3 protein-coding genes are annotated in these 2,502 nt (G+C 66.3%); all 3 read left to right on the forward strand.

Annotated features, from left to right (window positions below; translation table 11 throughout):
- Positions 1-513 (forward strand): hypothetical protein (locus WAW85_RS03860; RefSeq protein ID WP_422558329.1); only part of this gene is annotated, 513 nt, incomplete at its 5' end.
- 90 nt (positions 514-603) lie between these two features.
- Positions 604-2,070 (forward strand): FAD-binding protein, encoded by a 1,467-nt coding sequence (locus WAW85_RS03865; protein WP_422558330.1) that lies wholly within the window; start codon positions 604-606, stop codon positions 2,068-2,070.
- A 306-nt stretch (positions 2,071-2,376) separates the two neighbouring features.
- Positions 2,377-2,502, forward strand: a 126-nt coding sequence (locus WAW85_RS03870; RefSeq protein WP_422558331.1) for a hypothetical protein, incomplete at its 3' end; no start/stop codon positions are given.

Consider the following 2,502-nt stretch of genomic DNA (forward strand, 5'->3'; position numbering starts at 1 on the left):
GGCCCGCGCGGGGCGGGTGCCGATCATGGACAAGCAGAAGGGCTGGCAGTGGGTAAGAAGGCCAAGAATAAGCACCGCTGGCACGAGGACGATGCGCTCGACAGTATCGGGGTCTCGCCCCGTTCCGGCGCCGCCGATACGACCCTCGGCCCGATGGTCGAAGTCCGCGGGTACTCGGATATGAGCCGCACGTCGCTGGTGGAGGTGGTCCAGCCCGACGGATCCAAGCGGATCGTCCTGATGCCGGTATCCGGCGATAATCACGGGGCAGCACGGCGAACGGTGACGTCCGTCCGCACGCCGTTGAGCGAGCTCGAAAAACGCGATGTGGAGGCCGCCTCGGCCACGGTGACCGAGGTGGTCGGCGCGGCGACGCGCATCCTGGTCGACGAGCACGCCGAAGCGGTTCCCGGAGCCAATGACTCAGGGTTGGTCCGCCACCAGGTCGGCGAGGCTCTGCGCGAGGTGGCGGCGTCGCTGGCGAAGCTGGCCGACAGCCTCGACCCGCGCTGAGGGCTCGCGGCAAGCGAGGAAATTCCTGGTCGTCGTCCGCGCAGACCGTGCCGGCTCCCGGAAAACGAGAACGTGTTCTAGTATTCGCTCATGAGCGGAACTGCGCTACCGGAAACCCTGCCGATCGACGACGTCGCCGAGTTCACCGATACGGTCGACGTATTGGTGCTTGGCGCCGGGATGGGCGGTTGCTGCGCGGCGCTGGAAGCGGCGCGGGCCGGCGCCTCGGTACTGGTCCTGGAACGGTCGGCTGCCGCGGGCGGCACCAGCTGCATGGCTGGCGGACACTTCTACCTCGGTGGCGGCACCGCGGTGCAGCGCGCCACCGGGCACGACGACAGTGCCGACGAGATGGCCAAATATCTGACTGCCGTCTCCCGTGATCCGGAGCCGGACAAGATCGCCGCCTACTGCGCCGACAGCGTCGAGCACTTCGACTGGTTGGAGGCGCTCGGTTTCGAGTTCGAGCGCAGCTACTACCCGGAAAAGGCGGTCATCCAACCGCAGACGCAGGGGTTGATGTACACCGGGAACGAGAAGGTCTGGCCGTTCCGGGACGCGGCGGTGCCGGCTCCCCGCGGTCATAAGGTGCCCGTTCCCGGGGACACCGGCGGCGCCGGTCTGGTGATCGGGCTGCTCACCGAGCGCCTCGCCGAAGCGAATGTGGAAATCCGCTATGAGACCGGCGGGCGGCAACTGATCACCAGCGCCGACGGCACATCGGTGGTCGGCGCATTCTGGAAGGACGCCAACGGTCGCTCCGGCCACATTCGGGCCGGCTCGGTGGTGATCGCGGCGGGCGGGTTCGTGATGAACCCGGAGATGGTGGCCCAATACACGCCGCAACTGGCCGAGAAGCCGTTCACGTTGGGCAGTACCTACGACGACGGGCTCGGCCTGCGGATGGGCGCCTCGGTGGGCGCCGAACTCAAGCATATGGATCAGGCCTTTATTACCGCGCCGGTCTACCCGCCGTCGATCCTGTTAACCGGACTGGTGGTGAATAAGAACGGCGAGCGCTTCGTTGCCGAGGACTCCTATCACTCGCGCACGTCAGGTTTCATCATGGATCAGCCCGGCGCGGCCGCCTACTTGATCGTCGATGAAGCGCATATGGAGCGCCCCGAGTTCCCGCTGTGCCCGTTCATTGATGGCTGGGAGACCGTCGACGAGATGGCCGACGGTCTAGGACTTGATCGCGCCGCCCTGCACGCGACGATGGAGCGGTACAACACCCATGCGGCCCGCGGCGAGGATCCGGACTTCGGTAAGAGCGCGGAGTTCTTGGCCGCGCAGGACACCGGGCCGTGGGCGGCTTTCGACATGACCCTCGGAAAAGCTCTGTACGCCGGCTTCACCGTCGGTGGGATGGCGACCACCGTCGACGGTCAGGTGTGCCGTCCGGACGGAGCAGTGATCGACGGCTTATATGCGGCCGGAGCCTGCGCGGCGAATATCGCGCAGGATGGCAAGGGCTACGCCAGCGGAACTCAACTGGGCGAGGGCTCGTACTTCGGGCGCCGGGTCGGGCGCCATGCCGCAGTGCGCGTGGAGTGACCTGCCGACGGTAGTGTGACCCGCGTTACCCGACGCCATTCGAATTCGCTTCGCGTGTTATCTTTCTGCCACGTTTTGCATGCGGGAATGATGCCTCACCTGGCGTACCCGCGGTAAGGCGCGCCGTGTCCGATCGGACTGCCGGCGCAAGACGTGATCCGCTGCGTGAACCCCGCGCGGCACCGGTCTGCGTCTTGACCGTCGACGGCCCCGACCGCGGGTTGTCTGCAAGAGGCCGTGTCGTTCACGACTGTGTCGTGCAAATCCGAGGTGAACAAAGACTATGAGTGTGGGAGAGGCAGTGACATGCTGATCGGCATCCCCCGGGAATCCAAGCCAGGCGAGACCCTCGTTGCGGCGACCGCCAAGACGGTCGTGCAGCTGCAACAGCTGGGCTACGACGTCGTCGTCGAAGCTGGCGGTGGTGCGCTG

This window comes from Gordonia sp. (in: high G+C Gram-positive bacteria) (genome assembly GCF_049299075.1).
In the GTDB taxonomy this organism is placed as follows: Bacteria; Actinomycetota; Actinomycetes; order Mycobacteriales; family Mycobacteriaceae; genus Gordonia.